General features: G+C 63.4%; 17 protein-coding genes and 1 tRNA gene. 7 read left to right on the top strand and 11 right to left on the bottom strand.

Annotated features, from left to right (window positions below; all coding sequences use genetic code 11):
• The first annotated feature begins 937 nt into the window (after positions 1-937).
• Positions 938-1,013: transfer RNA gene (locus D3260_RS16140), tRNA-Gly, on the top strand.
• 24 nt (positions 1,014-1,037) lie between these two features.
• Here the strand turns inward: D3260_RS16140 and D3260_RS16145 are convergent.
• The 7 genes from D3260_RS16145 to D3260_RS16175 all read right to left on the bottom strand — a co-directional run bounded on the left by D3260_RS16145 (position 1,038) and on the right by D3260_RS16175 (position 7,785).
• Positions 1,038-1,583, bottom strand: a complete 546-nt coding sequence (locus tag D3260_RS16145) for a hypothetical protein (RefSeq protein WP_147418241.1) — start codon at positions 1,581-1,583, stop codon at positions 1,038-1,040.
• Positions 1,580-2,557 (bottom strand): ArsA family ATPase, encoded by a 978-nt coding sequence (locus D3260_RS16150; RefSeq protein ID WP_120099676.1) that lies wholly within the window; start codon positions 2,555-2,557, stop codon positions 1,580-1,582. The genes D3260_RS16145 and D3260_RS16150 overlap by 4 nt, the downstream gene beginning before the upstream one ends.
• The gene (locus D3260_RS16155) at positions 2,557-2,829 is read right to left on the bottom strand and encodes a cory-CC-star protein (protein ID WP_120099646.1); all 273 of its coding nucleotides are present in this window, start codon (positions 2,827-2,829) and stop codon (positions 2,557-2,559) included. Before D3260_RS16155 ends, D3260_RS16150 begins: the two co-directional genes overlap by 1 nt.
• On the bottom strand, positions 2,826-3,323 hold the full coding sequence (locus D3260_RS16160; protein ID WP_120099647.1) for a hypothetical protein: 498 nt from the start codon (positions 3,321-3,323) through the stop codon (positions 2,826-2,828). The genes D3260_RS16155 and D3260_RS16160 overlap by 4 nt, the downstream gene beginning before the upstream one ends.
• Entirely contained in the window at positions 3,323-5,020 is a 1,698-nt protein-coding gene (locus tag D3260_RS16165) for a carbon starvation protein A (RefSeq protein ID WP_120099648.1), read from the bottom strand. The genes D3260_RS16160 and D3260_RS16165 overlap by 1 nt, the downstream gene beginning before the upstream one ends.
• A gap of 273 nt (positions 5,021-5,293) precedes the next feature.
• Positions 5,294-6,406 carry a molybdopterin-synthase adenylyltransferase MoeB gene (moeB, locus tag D3260_RS16170; protein ID WP_120099649.1) on the bottom strand — a complete coding sequence of 371 codons (1,113 nt, stop codon included), beginning with the start codon at positions 6,404-6,406 and terminating at the stop codon, positions 5,294-5,296.
• The gene (locus D3260_RS16175; RefSeq protein ID WP_120099650.1) at positions 6,403-7,785 is read right to left on the bottom strand and encodes a DNA recombination protein RmuC; all 1,383 of its coding nucleotides are present in this window, start codon (positions 7,783-7,785) and stop codon (positions 6,403-6,405) included. The genes moeB and D3260_RS16175 overlap by 4 nt, the downstream gene beginning before the upstream one ends.
• A 96-nt stretch (positions 7,786-7,881) precedes the next feature.
• Here D3260_RS16175 and D3260_RS16180 point away from each other — a divergent pair, with 96 nt between their 5' ends.
• From D3260_RS16180 to D3260_RS16190, 3 genes are all read left to right on the top strand, one after another.
• Positions 7,882-9,774 carry an ATP-binding cassette domain-containing protein gene (locus D3260_RS16180; protein WP_199671557.1) on the top strand — a complete coding sequence of 631 codons (1,893 nt, stop codon included), beginning with the start codon at positions 7,882-7,884 and terminating at the stop codon, positions 9,772-9,774.
• Between the two features lie 210 nt (positions 9,775-9,984).
• Positions 9,985-11,865 carry a GGDEF domain-containing protein gene (locus D3260_RS16185; RefSeq protein ID WP_199671558.1) on the top strand — a complete coding sequence of 627 codons (1,881 nt, stop codon included), beginning with the start codon at positions 9,985-9,987 and terminating at the stop codon, positions 11,863-11,865.
• A 123-nt stretch (positions 11,866-11,988) separates the two neighbouring features.
• On the top strand, positions 11,989-12,573 hold the full coding sequence (locus D3260_RS16190; RefSeq protein WP_120099652.1) for an isochorismatase family cysteine hydrolase: 585 nt from the start codon (positions 11,989-11,991) through the stop codon (positions 12,571-12,573).
• Positions 12,574-12,731: 158 nt separating this feature from the next.
• Here the strand turns inward: D3260_RS16190 and D3260_RS16195 are convergent, their stop codons facing one another.
• A complete protein-coding gene (locus D3260_RS16195) occupies positions 12,732-13,358 on the bottom strand; it encodes a YceI family protein (protein ID WP_120099653.1) in 627 nt (208 codons plus the stop codon).
• Between the two features lie 140 nt (positions 13,359-13,498).
• Here D3260_RS16195 and nei point away from each other — a divergent pair, with 140 nt between their 5' ends.
• Complete coding sequence (gene nei / locus D3260_RS16200; RefSeq protein ID WP_120099654.1) at positions 13,499-14,347, top strand: endonuclease VIII; 849 nt, start codon at positions 13,499-13,501, stop codon at positions 14,345-14,347.
• A 181-nt stretch (positions 14,348-14,528) separates the two neighbouring features.
• On the opposite strand, the gene adhP is transcribed toward nei, so the two are convergent.
• Together adhP and D3260_RS16210 are read right to left on the bottom strand one after the other, a co-directional pair.
• On the bottom strand, positions 14,529-15,542 hold the full coding sequence (gene adhP / locus D3260_RS16205) for an alcohol dehydrogenase AdhP (RefSeq protein WP_120099678.1): 1,014 nt from the start codon (positions 15,540-15,542) through the stop codon (positions 14,529-14,531).
• 59 nt (positions 15,543-15,601) lie between these two features.
• Entirely contained in the window at positions 15,602-17,122 is a 1,521-nt protein-coding gene (locus D3260_RS16210; protein WP_120099655.1) for an aldehyde dehydrogenase family protein, read from the bottom strand.
• Positions 17,123-17,276: 154 nt separating this feature from the next.
• On the opposite strand from D3260_RS16210, the gene D3260_RS16215 reads away from it, so the two are divergent.
• Positions 17,277-18,191 (top strand): AraC family transcriptional regulator, encoded by a 915-nt coding sequence (locus tag D3260_RS16215; RefSeq protein ID WP_120099656.1) that lies wholly within the window; start codon positions 17,277-17,279, stop codon positions 18,189-18,191.
• 18 nt (positions 18,192-18,209) lie between these two features.
• On the opposite strand, the gene D3260_RS16220 is transcribed toward D3260_RS16215, so the two are convergent.
• Entirely contained in the window at positions 18,210-18,788 is a 579-nt protein-coding gene (locus D3260_RS16220; protein ID WP_158583579.1) for an exopolysaccharide biosynthesis protein, read from the bottom strand.
• 123 nt (positions 18,789-18,911) lie between these two features.
• Here D3260_RS16220 and D3260_RS16225 point away from each other — a divergent pair, with 123 nt between their 5' ends.
• Positions 18,912-19,895 carry an aldo/keto reductase gene (locus D3260_RS16225; RefSeq protein WP_120099658.1) on the top strand — a complete coding sequence of 328 codons (984 nt, stop codon included), beginning with the start codon at positions 18,912-18,914 and terminating at the stop codon, positions 19,893-19,895.
• The last annotated feature ends 332 nt before the right edge of the window (positions 19,896-20,227 follow it).

Genomic DNA, 20,227 nt, shown 5'->3' on the forward strand with positions numbered 1-20,227 from the left:
ACCCACCCCGAAACAAAGCAAAAACACCACAAACCGCTTGGCTCGTTGTGCTCGCCCCGTTGCGAGAGATGCGCATCATATACATCACACATCTGCCGTCAACGGGTTTTTTACAGCCGCGTTGCAGCCGAGTCGTTTCGCCTGTCATGACGGGCTTTGGGGACACGACAATCCCACGCTGTCGTGTCCCGGCTGCGCCCGCTCGCGCACCGCCCTCGCCGTCGTTTTATCGATCGGCCTTCCAGAAGCCGGTTCCTGCCGAGGGATCTCTTCGACCATTCCGAACGAGACCAGCCCCTAAACGAGTCCTGTCGGCTGGTTGATCTGATACACGACGGTGCTGGCTACTAGAGCGTGTTGAGGTTTCGTGCGAGTCCGCGCCAAGTGTGCCCTGAAATTGACGATGGGCGGCAAGACGAGGCGTCGCAGGCATAGCGTGTCATTCTGCGCCAGCGGGCTAGAACGCTGTATTGCCGTCGTGTTCTTTATTTTGGGGCGCTTGTCCCTTCGGGTTGGGCCGCCCATGAAAAATCGACGATGGGCGCCCGGCGGCGTTGCGAGCCTTGCCGGACACACTGCGGTCTCTCGACGAAAAGGCGCTCGAACGAAACCTCAACACGCCCTAGCGAAAACAGACGGGGCGCCTTTCGGGCATCGCACCATCCTTATCTCAACCATTTTCGGTTACGCCGGCTTCCCACAATCCAGCCCTGGACCGATCGACCCAACGCAGCGCCGCCACCACAACCAGCCATGCCGGTGGGCTTTATGGCGGCTCGTTGCCAAACGCTGCGTGTTCGTTACCCCGGAATAACCTGATCAGCCGTCATCGACTCACACGGCTCCCTCCCCTGTCCTATACATCCCACGATAAGACCCACTTGCTTTACCCCGTGAATTCTTCGAGAATCGCAACGGAGAGGACGCTAGATTTCGTGCGGCAGTAGCTCAGTTGGTAGAGCGCGACCCTCCCACGGTCGAGGTCGCGAGTTCGAATCTCGTCTGCCGCTCCACCCTCTCCCCCGCTTCTTGATCGCTTACCGCGGCTGCAACAGCCCTTTGCGGTCAAGCGCGCTCACGGTGGCCCGTGCGACGGCTTCGGCTTTTGCCGGCAACGCTTCTGTCGATCGGCCCGCGGTATCGATGGCCATACGCGCGATGACACGCTGTGTTCTCGTATCGACAAGACTGACCCGATACCCCGGACAACCGTTGGCCAACATCTGACGCGATGTGGTGTCGGGATCGGCCAGTTCGATGACGAGCGCAGCCTGAGCACCGCTGTGCGCCATGGCACGCTGTCGGCTGGCGGCGTCCTGCGGCCGTGTCGGCGAGGCCGCGGTGAGCATCGGCGTGCACGCATGGCCAGTGGATACAAGCTGCTGGCACATGGCTTTTTCGAAACGGCCTTCAACGGCCAGATCCTTGAACGCAGCATAGGCGAGAAATCCGTCGTACTTGGTCTGGTTCGTCGTGACGGACGGGTCGATGAAGGTCTGTGTATCGACGGGCCCGGCACAGCCGGCCAGTGCCAGCCCCATCAGGCCGGCAAGGTGCCACCCCAGACGCCGATACATACTCATGTGCCGCGCGTTATCGCGACACGTGCCTGGCTGACGCGTTCGGCCAGAGCCTCGAGCTGTTCTCGGCCCACGATATCGCGCGCGCTCTGCGCGACCTCGATCAACGGATAGTCCACGAACCGCTGGCGTATTTCGCATAGATATTCATATTGTTGGGCAACACGCTCGGCCACGAAGACACTGTCGGTATCGTTGGGCCAGAGCCGATTGACGATGATATCGCCGATCGGGATCTCGGCCTGCCGCAGTTGTTCGATCACACGTGCGGTTTCTTCGATGGGCAGACGCTCGGCGAGCATGACCGGATGGAATCGTGTCTCGGTGGCGAGCCGCCGACGCGCGTCGCTGAACCGCTCGGCGCGCTGGCGAAGGCGGGTCAGCACACGGTCCTCGCGATCCGGCTCGGAGACCCCGGCCATCGACCGCCACATGCCCTGCAGTTTGTTCACGCGGGCACGTTGCCCGGCCAGTCCTTCAACCCATGCCCCCAACATCGATGGCAGGGTAAGAAGTCGCAGCGTGTGGCCGCTCGGCGCGGTATCGAAAACAATACGGTCGTAATCATCCGGGCACCACCGCATGATTTCCGTGAAACGATCGAACAGGGCCGATTCGGCCGTACCGGGCGCCTGCACCGCGAGTTCGAGATGACGCTCCAACGCCGGCAGCACGGCTTTGGACACTGACTCGCGGGCGTCTTCACGAATCGAAGCGACGTAAGCACGCGCATCCGCCATCGGATCCAGCTCCATCGCCCACAAGGATGTGCCGGCCCGGGTCGGCTGATCACCCAGCGGTGTTTCGAGCAGGTCCGAGACGGAATGCGCCGGGTCCGTGGAGACAAGCAGCGTACGCTGACCGGCCGCCGCCAGCGCGAGTGCATGCGCACTGGCCAGCGTGGTCTTGCCGACGCCGCCCTTGCCGCCGAACAGATCGAAACAGACCGGGGGTGGCGCAGCCGTCGTCGCTGACATCAGCAGCACACTCCTGCCTCGGGAAACGTCTCCATACCCATGCGCTGGTGCCAGCGATGAAAGGATTCGATCAGATCGGGATAGAGTTCGAGCGCGTAATAGTCGGCCGGTCCGGGAATGCCGAGCGCTTCCAGAAACAATAGCGCAACCAGAACATCCTCGGCATCACGTGCCTGACGGGCAATGCCCGCTCGCCAGGGTGCGACGAATAACTCGTCGTGGAAGGCATTGATGCGCCGCCACAGCGTGCGGTCATCACCGGTATCGGTCATCGGTCGTGTTCTCCCGGTATGGCATCACGGTCGCGCAGGTCCAGCCGGAGTCCGATCTCATCGACCACGGCCCGTGCCGAAGGCAGCTGGCCCACATGCAGGACTTCGCCATCGAGTATGGCCCCGGCCGCCGAACCGGCACGCACAAACTGACGCAGACGCCAGCCCAGGCCCTGTCCGGCCCCGGCCGAGCATCGCCACACGGCCGGATAGAGCCAGAGGGTATTCCGCGGGTCGACGATATCGATCGCCAGCGCCGGATGCGCGATCCGCAGACGACGGTAGATTTCACCGACGTGTTCCATCCATGCACGGCTGTGGCTGAAATCCGCGGCACGGCCGAGCATGGTATGGCGCTCGCCGAGCCGGCCGCAGCACCCCGAGCCGCTGTGCTGGGCATCCTGCTCGCGTACCAGGATCAGGCGATGCCCCCGACCGTCACGAGTCCGCGGCGACATGCCCGCCGGCAAGATGCTGTCGATCGCGGCGGTCATCACGTCGCCCCGGCACTGCCGCGACGCTGCCGGTTGAGTGCCGTGACCGCTTCGACGATCAGCCACGCTGTCAGTATCGCAATGGCGCCGTCCATGACCAGCAACATCCAGCTGCCTTCGCGCAGGAATTCGAGCAGGTTGAGCACCAGCGCCCAACTGGTCATGAACAACAGAAAGACCAGCGGCACGATCGCGGCGATCGGGCTGCGATTGCGCGCGAGCACCCAGACACTGACGACCGACAAGGCCAGGCCGGCGGTGAGCTGGTTGGTGGTACCGAACAACGTCCAGAGCTGACCGAAAGCAAAGCCCTTGCCGCCGGCACCCTCGCCGCCCGGCACCAACGCCAGCGCCAAAGGCACGAGCACGGCTAGCGTGGTCAGCAGGGTCGTACGGCCGACCAGCGCCCGAAACCCGGCGAGCTCGGCGATTTCCTCGAGGATATAGCGCTGCAGCCGCACGCCGGTGTCCATGGTTGTGCCGGCAAAGGTGACCACCACGACAACCGCGAAAGAAGCGCCCAGTTGCGCCTGGATGCCCAGATTCGACAGGAAATGGCCCACACCGGTCACGAAATTGCCGAGCGCGCCGCCGGAGGCCGCGCCGAAACTGGCATAGGCCGTCTGCCAGTCCGCGGCCGAGCCGAGCCCGGCCGTACAGGCCAGAATAGCGGCAAGCGCCAGTGACCCCTCGCCCATCGCGCCGCCGTAGCCGATATAGCGGGCATCGGTCTCCTTGTCGATCTGCTTCGACGTGGTGCCGGAGGCCACCAGACTGTGAAAGCCGGAAATGGCACCGCAGGCGATGGTGATGAACAGATACGGGAACCACTGCTTGGTATCCGCGGCCACCGGATTGACCGCGGGTGCCGTGATCTGGTCCCAGCCGACGATCACGCCAGCGAAGATCACCACCAGCGCGACGAGTAATTGTTGCCCATTGATGTAGTCGCGCGGCTGCAACAGCAGCCAGACCGGCAGCCGCGAGGCCACCCAGGTATAGGCGAAGATCAGAATCACCCAGGTCGTGCGTACCGACAAGCCGACCATCTCGGCCAGGCCATCGATCCGGATCGGAAACATCTGCCCGACCGGAATCGCGACGTATAGCAGCACCAGGCCGATGATCGAGGGGATCAGTACCGCGCCGCGCATGCGATAGACCCACTGGCCGATGCACATCGCGATCGGAATCACGATCACGGCCGGGATCACCGATCCGGGATGAGCCTGGAACAGGATCGCCATCACCACGCCGAACACCGCGTTCACCAGCGTCAGCAGAAAGAAGATGATCAGCAGAAAGAGTGTGGAGGCCCGCGCCGAGATCACCTTGCCGGACAGGGTCCCGATGTTCTGGCCGCGATTGCGGGCCGAGGTGACGATAGCGCCGAAATCGTGCACGCCGGCACCGAAGACGGTGCCGAGAATCACCCAGGCGATCGCCGGCAACCATCCCCAATAGACCGCGATCGCCGGGCCGACGATGGGGGCGGCACCCGCCACCGCGGTGAAATGATGGCCGAGCAGGATGTGCTTGTTCGTCGGCACGAAATCCACGCCGTCAGCAAGCTCGTGCGCGGGCGTCCTGAAGTTGGGGTCCAGCGCATAGACCCGCTCGGCCAGATACTTCGAATAGAAGCGATAGCCGAGATAGAACGCTCCCAGCGTGATGACGATGAGATAAAAGGCCGGCATTGAAAGCTCCCAGATGCCGCAGCAAAGGCCTGTGCGGCAGGCTGATCAGGGTAGCAATCACATGTCTGGGTTCTACACTGGACGATTGTAGAACGACGGCCGACCCGTCGGCGCGCGTTCACCGGTTCACACGGCGGCCATTACGATCCGGATCGACCCGCCCCACTCCCGCACCGTGAGCAGGTCACCTCCTTCAGCTTCGGTGCGCTGTCCGCGACCGGGCCGATCGCCAAGCCCTGCCGGGAACATCGGGATGACGCCCGGCGCGCCTCCTCAGGCGTGTACGCCGCAGATCACGCACGCTGGATTGGCCGGTATCTGCATCGTATGCCAGCGCTGGCGCGCCAGATCGATCGACAACAGCCGGGCCGACAGCGTCTCCGACATGCCCACCAAGAGCTTGATCGCTTCGAGTGCCTGGAGCGTGCCCACGATGCCGGGCACCGCGCCAATGACGCCGGCCTCGGCACAGGTCGGCGCGGCCCCGGCCGGCGGCGCTTCGGCGAACAGGCAGCGATAACAGGGGGCGCCCCCGGCCGGAAACACCCCGACCTGTGCCGCGAATCGTTCGACCGCGCCGTAGACGAGTGCCACATCAGCGGCGACACAGGCATCGTTGACCGCATAACGGACATCGAAGTTGTCCGAGCCGTCGATGACCAGATCCTGGCCGGACACCAGTTCGGCTGCGTTGTCGACCGAGACCCGGGCTTCGACCGGCACGACTTCAATGGCCGGATTCAGTGCGACCAGCGTCGCATGGGCCGATCGGACCTTCGATTGGCCGACCGTGGCATCCCGGTGCAGGATCTGGCGATGCAGATTGGAGCGATCCACCGTGTCGTGATCCACGACGGTGATCCGCCCCACGCCGGCCGCGGCGAGATAGAGTGCGGCCGGACTGCCCAGCCCGCCGGCCCCGATGATCAGCACACGCGCCTCGCGCAGGCGTGCCTGACCGGCCGCGCCGATCTCGGGCAGCGTGACCTGGCGCGCGTAGCGGGCCCGATCGGCGGCGTCCAGCGAGACCGGCGTCTCGAATGCCAGGCCGGCATCCTTCCAGCCATCGAATCCGCCGGCCACGGAGTGGACATCGGTATAACCGATCGCTCGCAGTTGTTCGGCCGCCAACAACGAACGCGCCCCGGAGGCACAGAGCAGGAGAATCGGCTCGTCAGCGGTCGCGCCTTCCGACTCCAACCGCATCTCGAGGAAGCCACGGCCGAGCGGTCGGGCACCGACCGGTGTGCCCTGGCTGATCTCGTCCGCCTCACGGATATCGATCAGCCAGGCCCCGGCCTCGGCGCGCGTTGCGGCCTCGGTCGGAGAGACGGGCGGCAGAGTCTCGCGTAGCTGCGCGAGACGATCGGCGATGCGTTGCTTCATGGGGTTTCTTCGTTGCGGTCGGTCGCGCGCGGCGTGTCTTCGGCAGCCCGACCGATGCGTTGCTCACCGAGTTCGGCACGATCACGCCAGTCGTCGGGCAGACTCTTGGACGCGTTCGCGCCCATCTCGCGCAGCATCTCGGCCTGGCGCACCAGATTGCCGCGCCCGTCGGTGAGCTTGTTGCGTGCTTCGGCCATCGAATTGTTGACCGTTTCCAGGTTGCGCGACACCTTGTCGAGATCGGCCACGAAGCCCGCGAACTTGTCGTACAGCACGCCGGCCCGCGCCGCGATGGCCTCGGCGTTCTTTTCCTGCTTGTCCAGGCGCCACAAGTTCTCCACCGCGCGCAGCATCGGCATGAGCGTGGTCGGCGAGACCAGCGCGATATTGGCCTCCAGCGCCTCCCGCTGGAGGCCGAAGTCTCCGCGCAACGCCTCGACATAGGCGGCCTCGGACGGGATGAACATGAAGACATAATCCAGCGTGCGGATCGCCTCGATGCCCTGGTAGTTCTTGGCCGAAAGTTGTTTGAGATGACGCCGCACGGACGCGATGTGATCGGCGAGTGCGGCTTGTCGACTCGCCTCGTCCGAGGCCTCCTGGACCCGCAGATAAGCGGTCAGCGAGACCTTCGAATCGATCACCAGCGAACGCTCGCCCGGCAGATGCACCACCGCATCCGGCAGCTGGCGGCGGCCGTCCTCGGTAGTGGCCGCGAACTGAGTGACGTACTGCGTGTCCTTTTCAAGCCCCGAGCGTTCCAGCACGGTCTCCAGAATCATCTCACCCCAGTTGCCCTGGGCCTTGGACTCGCCGCGCAGCGCATTGGCCAGATTGGTCGCATCCTCGGCGATCGAGCGATTGGACGCCTCGAGCATCCGGATCTGCTGGGCGAGCGCCGAGCGCTGCCGATTCTCGGTGTCATAGGCCTCGCGCACCTGTTTTTCGAACCGCCCGATATGTTCACGCAACGGGTCGATCAACGGCGCCAGACTGGCCTTGGTCGAGGCATCGAAGGCCTTGGTCTTCTCGTCGAGAACCTCCTGCGACAGGGCCCTGAACTGATCACTCAACTGCGCGCGTGCGTCGGTGAGCGTGGCCAGCTTGTCGGCGGCATGGCGCTGTTCGGCGTCAAGCCGCTCGCTCAGCCTGGCCTGTTCGCTGCGCGCCCGGGCCAGTTCGGCGTGTGCACGCTCCAGTGATTCCCGGTGTTCGTCGCGATCGGCCTCGATCCAGTCCATACGGGCATGCAGCGCTGCCCGTCGTGCGCGCGCGACCAGTCCGGCGATCAACGCCCCGACGGCGGCGCCGGCAAGCAGCCCGACAAGCCCCAGACCCAGTGATTGCGGCGCAAGCCATGCCTGCGAAGGAAAAGCCATCGATAGGTATCCGATGCCGACCAGTCGACTTCACATTCTAACGCGCCGTGCCGCGTACAATGGCCGATTGTCCGTCATCCACGGCCACCACTGCCCATGCTGCTGAAACTCCGGGAACTCAAACTCGCCTATGGCGTCGAGGTGCTGCTCGACGACGCCGAACTGATGATCGAGGCCGGCGAACGCGTCGCGCTCGTCGGGCGCAACGGCACCGGCAAATCGACCCTGATGAAGATCGTGGCCGGCGAAGTCGCCCCCGATCACGTCAAGCGCGAGGCCAAGCCCGGCCTGCGTATCGCCCGGCTCGAGCAGGAAGTGCCGGCCGATGCCCATGGCACTGTCTATGAAGTCGCGGCCGCCGGCCTCGGCGAGGCCGGCCAGGCCGTCGCCCGTTTCCACGACCTGACCGCTCGCCTGTCTGCCGGCGAGGACGTCATGGATGCCTTTTCCGCAGCCCAGGCCGAGGTCGAGGCCGTGGACGGCTGGACACTGGCCCAGCGTGTCGAAGCCACGCTCAGCCGGCTCAAGCTCGACCCGGAGGCCGATTTCCTGGCCCTGTCGGGCGGCCAGAAACGACGCGTACTGCTGGCCCGGGCTCTCGTTTCCGAACCGGACCTGTTATTGCTCGACGAGCCGACCAACCATCTCGATATCGGCGCGATCGCCCAGCTCGAGGAGATGTTGCTGGCCTGGTCCGGCGCCCTGCTGTTCATCACCCATGACCGTGCGTTCCTGCGACATCTGGCCACCCGGATTCTGGACCTGGATCGCGGCCGGCTCACCTCGTGGCCCGGCGACTACGACAAGTATCTCGAAGGCAAGGACAAGGCCCTGGCCGATGAGGAGAAGGCCAATGCGCTGTTCGACAAACGCCTGGCCCAGGAGGAAGCGTGGATTCGCCAGGGCATCAAGGCCCGGAGTACCAGAAACGAGGGGCGCGTGCGCGCGTTGAAGGCCATGCGCAACGAACGCGCCGAGCGGCGCGAACGTACCGGCACGGCCAACATCGTGACGCAGGACGCCGCCCGCTCCGGCAAGAACGTGATCGTGGCCGAAAAACTGGCCTATGCCTGGGGCGAGACCCCGACCGTGCGCGAGTTGACCACCACCATCCAGCGCGGCGACAAGGTCGGCATCATCGGCCCCAACGGCGCCGGCAAGACGACACTCATCCGCCTGCTGCTCGGCCAGCTCGAGCCCGACGCCGGGACGATCCAGCTCGGGACCAATCTCGATATCGCCCACTTCGACCAGCATCGGGCCGCCCTGGACGACTCGATCAGCGTGCTCGACAACGTGGCCGGCGGGCGTTCGTCCATCACCATCAACGGTGCCGAGCGCCACATCATGAGTTATCTGGGCGATTTCCTGTTCTCGCCCAAGCGCGCGCGCAGCCCGACACATGTGCTCTCCGGGGGGGAACGTAACCGGCTGTTGCTGGCCAAGCTGTTCACGCGCCCGGCCAACCTGCTGGTCATGGACGAGCCGACCAACGACCTCGACGTCGAGACACTCGAATTGCTCGAGGAACGTCTGATCGACTTCGGCGGCACGCTGTTGCTGGTCTCGCACGACCGTGCCTTTCTCGACAATGTCGTGACCAGTTCACTGGTCATGACGGGCGACGGCCACGTGGCCGAATACGTCGGCGGCTACTCCGACTATCTGCGACAACGCCCGGCCGATCCCCGACCGGCTCCCGCCCCGAACAAGGCGCCCCGTGCCGACACGACGCCCCGGGCCCAACCGGCGCCCCAGCCGAACTCGACGCTATCGACCGCCGAACGCAAGGAGCTACGCGACCTGCCCGGCCGGATCGACCGGCTCGAAGCCGAGGTGGACAAGTGCGAGGCCGCCCTGGGCGCCCCCGGTTTCTACGACCAGGACGCTGCCAAGATAAAGAAGGCCACCGCGGCACACGCCAAGGCGGAGGCCGAGCTCGAAGCCGCGCTGGAACGCTGGGAAATCCTGGAAGCCGGCAAGAGCTGAGCCGCAGGCGCCAAGCTCAACGTGCCGGCCTCGATGCAGGCTTGAGTCCGGCACCGATGATATCGCCGCGCCCAGCTGGTCTGCGAAGGCGGTACACGCCTGCCCTCGTTCGTGTCACAAACGCGTCACACCGGGCGTTCAAGCTGGCGTTTCGATAAAGCCGCGTTCATATCGCAAGAACGCGACGGCTCATCAAACGGGGGAAAGGGCGTGCGCGAGCTGGAAAGAAAACACCTGCCCGCCTCATCATATCGCCCGGAATCATCCACGCCTGCCGTCACTCTTGCCGACTGGAAGCAGGCGCTCGACACGATCGACTACGCGTTTCAGCCGATCGTCACCACGCAAACCGGGCGGATATACGGCTACGAAGCGTTGTTGCGGAACTGGGCCGAAGCCGGATTCCATTCGATCCAGGACGTCTTCGACACGGCCTGGCGGTGCGGATGCCTTCATCAGATCGATACGCTGCTGCGCCGGCAGGCAATCAACAAATTCGCCGACCTGCCGCATGCGGGCCAACTCAAGTTGTTCTACAACTTCGACAGCCGGACAACCGATACCCCGGATTACCAGCCCGGTCGCACGCTGCGACTTTTGGCCGAAGCGGGACTGGCCCAGGACACGATCTGTCTGGAGGTTTCGGAGCGCCAGGACATGACACTGGCCCATCACGGGGTCGATATTCTCTCTCGATATCGGGACCAGGGCTTCATGGTCGCGCTCGACGACTACGGCAACGGATTTTCCCAACTGCGCGCGCTATACGATTGCCAACCGGACATCATCAAGATCGACCGGTTCTTCATCGATGGCATATCACAGGATCGCCGCAAGGAACTCTTCGTCGGCCAGACCATCAGTTTCGCCCATCTCATCGGGGCCAGGGTGGTCGCCGAAGGCATTGAAACGCCCGAAGAATTTTCGGCGTGTCGGCGACTCGGCTGCGACATGGTCCAGGGCTATTTCGTTGGCCGTCCCTCGGTGGCGTTGCCCGATCACAGCGACACAACCGTCGCCCATATCGCCCGGCTCATCTCCAGTCACCATCGCAGTCGTGATCCGGATCGCGAACTCGTACGGTCCTTCATGCTGGAGACGCCGCCGATTCCCAATACCGTCGCTGCCAAGGACTTTTTGGCCTTCATCAAGCAGAACAACGATATCTCGCTCTATCCCGTCGTCAATCATCGCGACGAACCCATCGGCGTGATTCGGGATGCCGACTTGAAGGCTTTCGTTTACGCCCCCTTCGGCCGCGAGCTGTTGCAGAATCCGCACAACCCGGACTACCTCGCGCGGTTTCTGCGTCGTTGTCCGTCTGCGGATATCGATACCAGCCTGTCCGAACTGCTGGAAACCTTCGTTATCTCCGACAGTCTCGACGGCCTGATCCTGACCGAGCACGGCCATTATCTCGGCATCCTTGACCAACAGGCTCTGCTACGCGCGATCAGTGAACGCAATACGCTCAACGCCCGGGATGAGAATCCGCTGACCCGCCTGCCCGGCAATGCCGCGATCTATAGCCATACCGACCACGCACTGGCCCAACCGCTCGATCGACGGATCGCCGTCTATTTCGACTTCGACCATTTCAAGCCATTCAACGACCACTACGGTTTTCGCCAAGGTGATCGTGCCATCCTGTTGTTCAAGGACATCCTGGGCAAGGCCCTGAGTCGCCAGACCTGGTTCGTCGGCCATATCGGTGGCGACGACTTCTTCGCCTATGCGGCGTCGATCGACTATGCAGATGCAGTGACCGCCGTCAGAAAAGCGCAGGCCGACTTCGACGCTCAGATCAAAAGCTTCTACGACGCCGAAACACGGGCCCGCGGGTATATCCAGGCCACGAAACGCGACGGCCACAACTGTCGATTCGGATTGATGACCGTGAGTGCCGCGATCGTTCGCATCCCCTGCCGGCGTACCGATATCACCCTCGATGAGATATCGCATCGCGCCGCGCATCTGAAGGCGCTCGCCAAGAACGATCCGCGACGCTTTGCCGCCGGCGATTACTGCGATAAGAAAAACGCGCCGCCGGCGACGCGGGCGCAGACCGACACCGCCCAGGCGGCGTATTGACTGGCCACACACGTCCCCGTCGAATCGTCGCGATCAGGTCGCCCGCGCGCGTCCTGCGGGGTGGCACCCGCATATTCCGTCAGAAGATAGACTGGGGCCATCACTCGCCTCGGTCGCATTCGCATGACCACTGCTCTCATCGCTCTCGATTTCATCAACGATATCGTCCATCCGGACAGTCCAATGGCCGATGCCGCACCGCATATTGCCGAGCGAAACGTGATCGGCAACGCCAATAGCGCACTGGCACACGCACGCGCCAACGACTGGCTCGTGGTACTCGTCAAGGTGGGGTTCGGACCGGGCTATACCGAATGCCCGGCCCACTCGCCGCTGTTCGGCGCCGCCAAACACAACGGGGTGCTGCAGCTTGGCAGCTGGGGCACCGAATTCCATGAACAGCTGGATGCCACGCCAGCCAACGCCGAGCGCGAATACGTGCTGGAGAAGCCGCGCGTCAACGCGTTCTATGCCACGCCGCTGGAAGCCGTGTTGCGTGCCAATGCGATCGACACGCTGTTCCTGTGCGGCGTGTCCACGACCTGGGCTGTCCAGGCAGCCGCCCGCGACGGGCACGATCGGGACTATCGCATCCGGGTGATCGAAGATGCCTGCGCCGCCGCCGAAGCCGACGACCATGCGGCCTCGATCGCACAGCTGTCGCGGATCGCCGATATCGTCTCGGCCGCCGAACTCGCGTCAGCCTGAGACACCCTGTCAGGTCATAGCCACCGCGCTCGGCCCGCTTGGGCCGGGCGCGTCTTGCTACCCGGTACGACGTTGCCACACGCCATCAATGATCTCGGCGTCGTGGGAGAAGTCCCGCGCACTGTCGGCAACAAGCCGGCCGGCCAACGTCGATGGAATCAGCTCTCGTCGACCGGTTTGTTGGCCTCGACTTCCAGCGAGATCTCGATCTGATCGCCGACCAGATCGGGATATGCCTTCATGCCGAAATCGCTGCGCTTGATCTGTGTTTCGGCCGAGAAACCGCAGGTATATTTCGATTTTTCGAGCGGATTGACCCGGCAGGCGATATCGTCGACTTCCAGCGTCACCGGCCGCGTCACGCCGTGCAGGGTCAACTGGCCTTCGACCCGGGCTTCATCGTGATCCTCATCGTCGAAGACGACGCGACTCGATTGGAAGCGCATCTTCGGATACTGGCTCGTATTGAAGAACCCCTCCTGATCACGCAGATGTTCATCACGTGCCTTGTTGCCGGTATCCACGCTCGCCGGGTCGAGCGAGACCTGGATACGGCTGTCGCTGGGCGACTGGCCGACCTCGATCGTGCCGCCGGTGACATCCAGCCGGCCGTGCATGGTGGAAAGCCCCATGTGGTCGACCGAGAAATGCGCATAGGTATGGCTCGGGTCGATCTTATAGGTGCCCGGCTTGAGGCCCGGCGCGCTGTCTGCCAGCGCCGGCATGGCCAGGAATGCGGCGCCGAAAGTCGTGGCGGTCATCAGAATCTGGCGGCGTGAAATCATGGGCGGCTCCCTCGTTCCAATAGGAATTCAAGCATGGCGAAAACCGCGAACGCCGACAACCAATCGGTCGGACGCAGACACTCATCCGCACCCGGCCAGGCTGCGTAGACTCGCCCACTTGGCCCATTCATACGCCCGTCATGCCTGAAGGACCGGAAATAAGACGCATGGTCGACGACATCGATCGAGCCGTCGGCAATCGGGATGCAGAGTCGGTTTTCTTTGCCTTCGACCGGTTCAAGAGATTCGAATCGGCACTGGCCGGCCGACACATCACGCGTGTCGCCGCGCGTGGCAAGGCCGTGCTCATCCACTTCGCCGGCCGCGGCGACGACGGCCCCTGGTGTGTCTATTCGCACAACCAGCTCTATGGCAAGTGGTACATCAACGCCCCGGATACCGCACCGCAGACCAATCGGCAGCTGCGTTTCGCGGTATTCACCCACCATCGAACGGCTCGGCTCTACAGCGCCTCGGATATCCGTCTCGTGCGACCGGATGCACTGGACAGCGTCGACTATATCGCCCGGCTGGGCCCCGACCCGCTGAACGAAAACCTGAACTCAGCCGACATCGCGCATCGGATCAACGCATCCGATTTCGCACGCCGCAATCTCGGCGGTCTGCTACTTGATCAGCGATTCATCGCCGGTATCGGCAATTATCTACGCTCGGAAATACTTTTTTCGGCCGGCATCGCGCCCGGCAAGCGACCGACCGATCTCGACGCCACCCAGCGCCGGGCACTGGCCGAGGCGGTGGTCACGCTGATCTGGCGCGCTTATCAAACCAAAGGCGTGACCAATCCTTTCGAACGCGCGCAACGGCTCAAGGCCGAAGGCAAGCGTTTCGGCGCGCGTCGTCACATGGTGTTCGGCCGGGCCGGCCAACCTTGCTATGTCTGCGATAACGAAATCGTCAAGACAACCGTGGCCAGCCGGCGCCTGTATTACTGTCCGGTGTGTCAACAATCCGACGACGGCGGCTAGGGCCTGTTAACGCTTCGCGCGCAACCCGACGGGACGGCGGTCATTTTTTCGCAATCCGGCGTTGTCGTTCGCTACGGCAGAATGACGGCCGTACGCGCCCAATGCCTTGTCTTGCAAAAAAATGATCGCCGGCGCGGCCACGCGGCTCGCGACCGAGCGGCCGCATGAAATCACGACACCCCTATCTCATGTCCAGCACGACGCGTCCTTCGATCTGGCCCTGTCGCATGCGTTCGAAGATGGCGTTGATGTTCTCCAGCTTATCGCCGCTCACCGTGGCCTTGACCGCCCCATGGCCGGCGAAATCCAGTGCTTCCTGAAGGTCCAGCCGCGTGCCGACAATGGAGCCGCGGACCGTGATGCCGCCGAGTACCATGTCGAAGATCGACAGGTCGAACTTGCCGGGCGGCAGACCGTTGAGCGCGACCGTCCCCCCGCGACGCACCACATCGAGCGCCTGGCTAAACGCGATTTCGGAGACCGCCGTGACCAGCGCGCCGTGGGCACCACCAATCGACTCGCGCACCACGGCGCCCGGATCCTGGGTGCGGGCGTTGATGGTGAGCTCGGCGCCCAGACGCTCGGCCAGGCGCAGCTTGTCTTCCGCCACGTCGATGGCCACGACGCGCATGCCCATTGCCCGAGCATACTGCACAGCCAGATGACCGAGTCCACCGATACCGGAGATCGATACCCACTGGCCCGGCTTGACCTCGCTCATCTTCAGGCCCTTGTAGACGGTCACGCCGGCACACAGGATCGGGGCGATTTCGAGGAAGTCGGTCTGGTCGGGCAGCCGTCCCACATAGTCGGCGTCGGCCAGAACATAGTCGGCGTAGCCGCCATCCACGCTGTAACCGGCATTCTCCTGGGTTTCACACAGCGTCTCCCAGCCCCCGAGACAGTGCTCGCAATGCCCGCAGGCGCTGAACAGCCACGGTACGCCGATGCGATCACCTTCCTTGACGTGGGTCACCCCGGCACCGACGGCATCGACAAAGCCCACCCCCTCGTGGCCGGGAATGAACGGCGGATTCGGCTTGACCGGCCAGTCGCCTTCGACCGCATGCAGATCGGTATGACAGACCCCGGACGCCTGGACCCGCATCAAGACCTGACCGGGACCGACTTCGGGTACCGGCACTTCACGGATATCGAGCGGTTCCTTGAAGCCCGGCACGACGGCTGCTTTCATCATTCTCATGGTATTTCTCCTCCTTGGGATGTCGACCGCTGGATCCGGCGACGAGATGCTCAGAACAGCCCGGCCGGATTCAGGTCGTAGGACACGAGCTGACATTTCGTCTGCTGGTAGTGACCCAGCACCTGCTGATGGGTCTCGCGTCCGATGCCGGAACGCTTGTAGCCACCGAAGGCGGCATGCGCCGGATACTGGTGATAGCAATTCACCCAGATACGCCCGGCCTGGACAGCGCGGCTGACGCGGTGAACGCGATTCATGTCACCAGTCCACAGCCCAGCGCCGAGGCCGAATTCGGTGTGGTTGGCGATGGACACGGCCTCGTCGTCGTCGGCAAAGGTCGTGATCGCTTGGGTCGGCCCGAAAATCTCCTCCTGAAAGATGCGCATGTCGTTCCGGCCCTTGAACATGGTGGGCTGAATATAGAAACCGCCGGCCAGTTCTTCCGGCATATCGGCCCGACCGCCCCCGATCAGGAGTTCGGCTCCCTCATCGCGGCCGACGTCCATGTACGCCATGATCTTGTCGAACTGTTCGCGCGAAACCTGGGCTCCGAGCTGGGTATCGGTATCCAGCGGGTTGCCCTGACGCAGGCTGCGAGCCCGATCGACGGCCCGTTCGATCAGGGGCTCGTAGATGTCCTCGTGAATCAGGGCCCGTGATGGGCAGGTACAGACCTCGCCCTGATTGAGAAAGGTCATCATCAGACCCTCCACGCATTTGTCGACGAAGGCCTCGCCCTGATCCATGACATCGGCGAAGAAGATATTCGGCGACTTGCCGCCCAGCTCCAGCGTGACCGGCACAATGCGCTTGGCGGCATGAGCCATGATCTGGCTGCCGATGGGCGTGGATCCGGTGAAAGCCAGCTTGGCGATGCCGGGATGCTCGGCCAGCGCCGCGCCTGCCTCGCCGCCGAGGCCGTGGACGACATTCAGAACGCCGGGCGGCAGCATATCGCCGATCAACTCCAGCAGCTTGCAGATCGAGGCCGGGGTCTGTTCGGCCGGCTTCAATACCGTGCAGTTGCCAGCCGCCAATGCCGGCGCGATCTTCCAGCCGGCCATCAGTAAAGGAAAGTTCCAGGGAATGATCTGACCGACGACGCCGAACGGCTCGTGGGTGTGATAGGCCACGGTATTGTCGTCGATCTCGGAGATCGAGCCTTCCTGTGAGCGGATACAACCGGCGAAGTAACGGAAGTGATCGACCAGCAGCGGCAGATCGGCGGCCAGCGTCTCGCGAACCGGCTTACCGTTGTCCCAGGTTTCAGCCACGGCCAGGGGTTCCAGGTTCGCCTCGATTCGATCGGCGATCCGGAGCAATAGCCGCGATCGCTCGGTGGCCGACGTGGCCGCCCAGCTCGGCGCGGCCCGGGTGGCCGCGATCACCGCGCGATCAATATCCGCGGCACCAGAGCGTGGCACGTCGCAGAACACCGCGCCGGTGACCGGCGTGACGTTGCTCAGATAGGCGCCATCGGACGGCGCACACCAATCGCCGTCGATGAAGTTGCCATAGCGTTCATTGAAGGAGACCAGAGCTTCCGGCCGTCCGGGATTAGCATAAAGCATGATGGACCTCGCTCAGCGATTCGTGATTTACCAAAAAAAGCAGGTGGTAACGACGTCGGGTTCACGCTAGCGCCGACCGGACCGCTCGACTTGTCCGGCAATCGCAACCGCTTGCCTGGCATTCTCAAATCGCGCGAAAGAGAAGAAGAATCGGATGCTGAGCTCTATTGCACTCAAAAACCGCCAGAACCCACGGAAACTCATCGAAAACCGCGTTTCCGTAGCCGGAGAGAACGCGGAACTCTCCATCTACGACACGTATTGCGCGGCGGAAAAGGTCGCGCTGTCCTCGAGTCACGTGCTGTATTGCGGGATGGTCACCGGGCGCAAGATCATGCACGGCGCCACACCCGAGGCCTGCGAATTCCGCCCTCGCGAATCGTTCATCATGGCGCCGGACCAGACGGTCTATATCGATTTCCCCGATGCCCGACCGAATGCACCGACGACCTGCATGACCGTGGAGATCCGACGACAACTGGTGGATAGTGTCTGCGAGCGGCTCAACACGGACCGTCCGGGCGAGGCGGATACGCCGGCCTGGGAATACACACCGCGCGCCCTGCATGTGCCTCACGGACGCGAGACCCAGGCTCTACTCGACCGACTGATTCGACTGTTCTGCGACGATCACGCGGATCGCGACGCGCTCATCGATCTCGCTCTGAACGAGCTTGTGGTGCGCATGCTGCGGACACAGAGCCGACAGCTGCTCATCGAGACCAGTCAGACGAACGATATACCGGCCCGAAACGGCCTCGAAGCCGCGCTGCGGTGGATCAGGGACCATCCGGCAACACGCCTGGACAGCGCCGCTCTGGCTCGCGAGGCCTGTATGAGCAAGGCTCGTCTATATCGACAGTTCAAGCGCGAGATCGGATGCACGCCCGGCGAATATCAGCAGCGAATAAGACTGCAGCTTGCCCGGACCCGCTTGTGTGACGGCTCGGATTCAGTCACCCGCATCTGTTTCGATCTCGGTTACAAGAGCCTCAGCCATTTCACGCACTGCTTCAAGGCCGCCACCGGCATGCCGCCGAGCCGATATCGAAAGGCGTGGCAGCGTTGAGCGCGGCCCGAGGTCGCATCAGGTGAGCAGCGTATAAACCAGCCCGGCGCCGATGCCGGCCGGTAGAAGCCCAAGCAGGACCCATAGCCCATCACGGCCGGCCAGCCCCAGACTGATGAGCGCGATGCCGACGCCCGGCGCCGCGGCCGCGAACGGAATCAGTTCGAGCGGCGGCATGCAGGCAGCGAAAATGACGAACAACACGCCGATCAGGCGTGTCGCGATACCGCCGACGAGCTGCTCCAGACGTGGTTTGACCAGTTTGTCCAGCCGGCGGGTCCAGGGCATGGTGCGTTCGGCAACCCGCACATAGCGACTGCGGCTGATCGCCATACGGCGCAGACGCGCCGGCAGCCACGGGTAGCGTTTGCCAAAGACCAGCTGCAACGAGACCAGGGCGATACATACGCCGCAGACGGTCGGTACGCCCGGCACGGCGCCGGTCGGCAACGTCGCCAGCAACGACAGGATGAGTGTGAGCGGCGCGTAGCCACGCTCCCCGACCGTCTTGAGCACCTCATCGATCGAGATCTGATCACCCTCTCCGGCCTGTTGGAGCGATTCGAGTAGTTCGGTCAGCGTGATGCGATCAGTCAATGCAGGTCTGCCATGCAGCGATGAAACGGGAACAGGCCGCCCTTGCCCGTGGCGGCGACCGGCTTGTCGATCGTGTGCGCGCTCCTTATTGTACGACGCACACATTTCGTCATTCCTCATACCATGGAATACAAACGTCTGGGCTCGACCGGCATGAAGGTCTCGCCCCTGTGTCTCGGCACCATGACTTACGGCACGCCCGAATGGCGTGAATGGGTGCTCGACGAGCAGGCCTCGCGTCCGTTCATCGAAAAAGCACTCGACGCCGGTCTGAATTTCTTCGACACCGCCGACATGTACTCGCTCGGCGTATCGGAAAAAGTCGTCGGCAAGGCCCTGCTCGACTATGCCCACCGCGAGGATTTCGTGCTCGCGAGCAAGGTCTTCAACCCCATGGGCGACGGGCCCAACAATCGCGGCCTGTCACGCAAGCACATCATGCATGCGATCGACTCGTCGCTGACGCGGCTGGGCACCGATCACGTCGATCTCTACCAGATTCATCGATTCGACGATGAGACCCCGGTCGAAGAATTCATGGAGGCACTGCATGACATAGTCAAGGCTGGCAAGGCGCGCTATATCGGCGCCTCGTCCATGTATGCCTGGCAATTCGCCAAGTGTCAGGAGGTTGCACGGGCCAACGGGTGGACCGAATTCGTGACCATGCAGCCGATGTACAACCTCATCTATCGCGAGGAAGAACGCGAGATGCTGCCGCTTTGTGCCGATCAGGGCGTGGGCGTGATTCCGTGGAGTCCGCTCGCCCGCGGCGTGCTGGCCGGCAAGAAACAGGGCGCCGAGGGCGAATCGACGCGTTCCCAGACAGACAACATGACCGAAAAATGGCAGCTCGGCGCATCCGAATCGGACGATGCCGTGGTCGCCGCCTTGCGCGAGGTCGCCGAGGCACGCGGTGTCTCGATGGCTCGTATCGCCCTGGCCTGGGTGGCCGCCCATCCACAGGTCACAGCCCCGATCATCGGTGCCAGCAAGGAACGTCATCTGGACGATGCCATCGCGGCCCTGGATATCGAGTTGACCCGCGAGGAAAAAGAAAAGCTCGAAGCGCCTTATGTGCCGCATCGCATTGCCGGCCATGCCTGATTGACCGACGGCGGCGCCTTGCCGGCACGCTGGTCCCCAAAGGCTAGCCCCTTGTGGGGCCGAACCGAAAAGCCGCTCTTGGGAGCGGCTTTTCCATGTCCGGCGGCTTTGGCGCGTGTCGTCATGAGCGAGACAGCACGCGCGCTGCATAAGCCGGCGCCAATCGGGCCCACTCCAACCCGCGGGCCCATCCTCGGCAGCTATTATTGATCCGGCACCCAAACAGCTGACGACGTCAGCTGTTTTCAACGCCATCGAAAGAAAAGCCGGCACTTGTCCGTCGTTTTATTTTCAATGGCTTCACGGCCGTTGGCCATGGCGCGCGTGCTTTC

Source organism: Salinisphaera sp. Q1T1-3 (assembly GCF_003602005.1).
Taxonomy (GTDB): domain Bacteria; phylum Pseudomonadota; class Gammaproteobacteria; order Nevskiales; family Salinisphaeraceae; genus Salinisphaera.

Bases quoted from the DNA above. Each gene is read 5' to 3' on its own strand.
- D3260_RS16155 (WP_120099646.1), bottom strand. From the start codon at position 2,829: ATGACCGATACCGGTGATGACCGCACGCTGTGGCGGCGCATCAATGCC.
- D3260_RS16175 (WP_120099650.1), bottom strand. From the start codon at position 7,785: ATGGCTTTTCCTTCGCAGGCATGGCTTGCGCCGCAATCACTGGGTCTG.
- nei (WP_120099654.1), top strand. From the start codon at position 13,499: ATGCCTGAAGGACCGGAAATAAGACGCATGGTCGACGACATCGATCGA.
- D3260_RS16225 (WP_120099658.1), top strand. From the start codon at position 18,912: ATGGAATACAAACGTCTGGGCTCGACCGGCATGAAGGTCTCGCCCCTG.
- D3260_RS16150 (WP_120099676.1), bottom strand. From the start codon at position 2,557: ATGTCAGCGACGACGGCTGCGCCACCCCCGGTCTGTTTCGATCTGTTC.
- moeB (WP_120099649.1), bottom strand. From the start codon at position 6,406: ATGAAGCAACGCATCGCCGATCGTCTCGCGCAGCTACGCGAGACTCTG.
- D3260_RS16160 (WP_120099647.1), bottom strand. From the start codon at position 3,323: ATGACCGCCGCGATCGACAGCATCTTGCCGGCGGGCATGTCGCCGCGG.
- D3260_RS16195 (WP_120099653.1), bottom strand. From the start codon at position 13,358: ATGATTTCACGCCGCCAGATTCTGATGACCGCCACGACTTTCGGCGCC.
- D3260_RS16210 (WP_120099655.1), bottom strand. From the start codon at position 17,122: ATGCTTTATGCTAATCCCGGACGGCCGGAAGCTCTGGTCTCCTTCAAT.
- D3260_RS16180 (WP_199671557.1), top strand. From the start codon at position 7,882: ATGCTGCTGAAACTCCGGGAACTCAAACTCGCCTATGGCGTCGAGGTG.
- adhP (WP_120099678.1), bottom strand. From the start codon at position 15,542: ATGAAAGCAGCCGTCGTGCCGGGCTTCAAGGAACCGCTCGATATCCGT.
- D3260_RS16145 (WP_147418241.1), bottom strand. From the start codon at position 1,583: ATGAGTATGTATCGGCGTCTGGGGTGGCACCTTGCCGGCCTGATGGGG.
- D3260_RS16215 (WP_120099656.1), top strand. From the start codon at position 17,277: ATGCTGAGCTCTATTGCACTCAAAAACCGCCAGAACCCACGGAAACTC.
- D3260_RS16190 (WP_120099652.1), top strand. From the start codon at position 11,989: ATGACCACTGCTCTCATCGCTCTCGATTTCATCAACGATATCGTCCAT.
- D3260_RS16165 (WP_120099648.1), bottom strand. From the start codon at position 5,020: ATGCCGGCCTTTTATCTCATCGTCATCACGCTGGGAGCGTTCTATCTC.